The 2,531-nt window shown below is 75.1% G+C and carries 2 protein-coding genes; both read right to left on the bottom strand.

Annotated features, from left to right (window positions below):
* Positions 1–1,158 (bottom strand): radical SAM family heme chaperone HemW (hemW, locus tag AC31A1_RS49975; RefSeq protein WP_489659687.1); only part of this gene is annotated, 1,158 nt, incomplete at its 3' end.
* A gap of 28 nt (positions 1,159–1,186) precedes the next feature.
* The coding region (locus tag AC31A1_RS49970; RefSeq protein ID WP_489659686.1) for a PP2C family protein-serine/threonine phosphatase at positions 1,187–2,531 on the bottom strand (1,345 nt) is incomplete at its 5' end.

Genomic DNA, 2,531 nt, shown 5'->3' with positions numbered 1-2,531 from the left:
GTACGGCCCCGCCTCCAGCAGCCCCTCCCCGAGCGCCCGGCGCGAAGCCGCGAGCCCCTCCGGCCGGAGCAGGTCCAGCGGGGCCCCCTCCCGCAGCCGCAGCTCCAGGAGGATGCGCTCCACCCGGCGGTCCTCCGCCGAGAGGATCTCCCGGCCCGCGCCCGGTGAGCGGCCGGAGGCCAGGGCCCCCGCGTACGCGCCCGGGTGCTTCACGTTCCACCAGCGGACGCCGCCGACGTGGGAGTGCGCTCCGGGGCCCGCGCCCCACCAGTCGGCGCCGCGCCAGTACAGCTCGTTGTGGAGACAACGGCCGGAATTCGACGTCGCCCAGTTGGACACCTCGTACCAGTCGAAGCCCGCCGCCGACATCACCTCGTCGGCGATCAGATAGCGGTCGGCGTGGACGTCGTCGTCCGTCATGGGGACCTCGCCGCGGCGGATGCGGCGCGCGAGCTGGGTGCCCTCCTCGACGATCAGGGCGTACGCGCTGATGTGGTCGGGGCCGGCGCCGAGGGCGGAGTCGAGGGACGCGCGCCAGTCGTCGTCGCTCTCGCCGGGGGTGCCGTAGATCAGGTCGAGGTTGACGTGGTCGAAGCCGGCCGCGCGGGCCTCCGCGACGCAGGCCTCGGGGCGGCCGGGGGTGTGGGTGCGGTCCAGCACCTTCAGTACGTGCTGTTTCGCGCTCTGCATGCCGAAGGAGACGCGGTTGAAGCCGCCGTCGCGGAGGGCCGCGAGGTAGGCGGGGTCCACCGACTCCGGGTTCGCCTCCGTCGTGATCTCCGCGTCCGGCGCCAGGCCGAACTCGTCGCGGATCGAGCCCAGCATCCGTACGAGATCGCCCGCCGCGAGCAAGGTGGGGGTGCCGCCGCCGACGAAGACCGTGCGGACCGGGCGGGGGTCGTCGCCGAGGACCTTGCGGGCCAGGCGGACCTCGTCGATCAGGGTGTCCGCGTAGTTGTCGCGGGAGGCCAGCACTCCGCCCGTGCCGCGCAGCTCGGTCGCCGTGTAGGTGTTGAAGTCGCAGTAGCCGCAGCGGGTCGCGCAGTACGGGACGTGCAGATAGAACCCGAGGGGGCGGTCGGCGGTCCCGGCGAGCGCCTGTGCGGGCAGTGCGCCGTCTTCGGGGACGGGATCGCCGTCGGGGAGTGCGGAAGGCATGCCTTCCATTGTCCAGCACCGGCGAGGACTACTCGGCCTGGAGCACCAGCAGGGCCATGTCGTCCTCCGGCGGGCGGCCGCCGAACTCGTGGACGAGGCGTTTGATCCGCTCCGCGATCAGCTCGGCGCTCAGCCCCGCGCACCCGGCGAGCGCGGTCGCGAGCCCGTCGCCGTCGTCGAACTGGACGGAGCCGGAGCGCCGCTCGGTCACCCCGTCGGTGACGCACAACAGGCTGTCGCCGGGCCGCAGTTCGAAGGTCTCGCTGGTGTACGTGACGTCCTCGACGACCCCGAGGAGGGTCTGCGGGCGGGCTGCCGTGCCGACGGTGCCGTCCGGGCCGAGGAGCAGCGGCAGCGGGTGTCCGGCGGAGGCGAGGGTGCAGCGGACGCCGCCGTCGAAGGGGACCAGCTCGCCGTAGAGGAGGGAGAGGAAGCGGGGGCCGTCGCCGACCGGGCCCGGCATGCCGCCCGCCGCCACCATCGCGTGGGCGGCCGCGTCGGCGGCCTCGGTGGCGTCGTCGAGGAGGAGCTGGTTGAGGCGGTCGAGGACGTCGGCGACGCGGTAGCCCTCGCGGGCGAGGAGGCGCAACCAGGGGCGCGCGAGTCCGATGACGACGGCGGCCTCGGGGCCCTTGCCCTGGACGTCGCCGAGGGCGAAGCACCAGCGGCCGTCACCGGCCGGGAAGAGGTCGTAGAAGTCGCCGCTGGGGCCGCCCTTGTCGCACGGTTCGTAGACGAGGGCGCTGTGCACGCCGGGGATCTCGGCGACGGCGCCGGGCAGCAGGCCGCGCTGGAGGACGCGGCTGATGGTGGCCTGGCGGGCGTACTGGCGGGCCGCGCCGATGGCGAGCGCGACGCGGCGGCTGAGGTCCTCGACCAGGCCGGTGACCTCGTCGGGGAAGCGGGGCAGCCCGGACCGTCCGATGACGAGCGTGCCGAGCGGCCGGCCGCCCGCGATCAGCCGGTACGCCAGTGCCGCGCCGTGGGTGCCGTGCGGGCCCAGTGCGTCGGCGGGCCAGGGGTAGGACACGGGCCGCAAGGTGTCCGGCGGGCGGGGCGGGTCCTTCTCCAGGGCGCCGCGCAGCTCCTCGATGCGGTTCTCGCTGCCGTGCCAGACCCGGGCGAGGCGCGGCCCGGCGCCGGCGCCCTCGCCCCAGCCGCCGCCGCGGCCCGTCGCCTCGTCCTCCAGCCATACGGCGCACCAGTCGGCAAGCCTCGGCACGATCAGCTGTCCGGCGAGCGCGGCGACGAGGTCCTCGTCGAGCTGTCCCGCGAGGAGGTCGGAGGCCTCGGCGAGGAAGGAGAGGGCGCCGCGGCCGAGCCAGTCCCGGTCGTGCTCGGCGCGCTGGGGGTCACCGCGCGTGGGCCTGTCC

This window comes from Streptomyces sp. P5F9, from assembly GCF_057961495.1.
The sequence above is the reverse complement of the archived record's forward strand: the minus strand, read 5'-3'. Positions and strand labels throughout refer to the sequence as shown.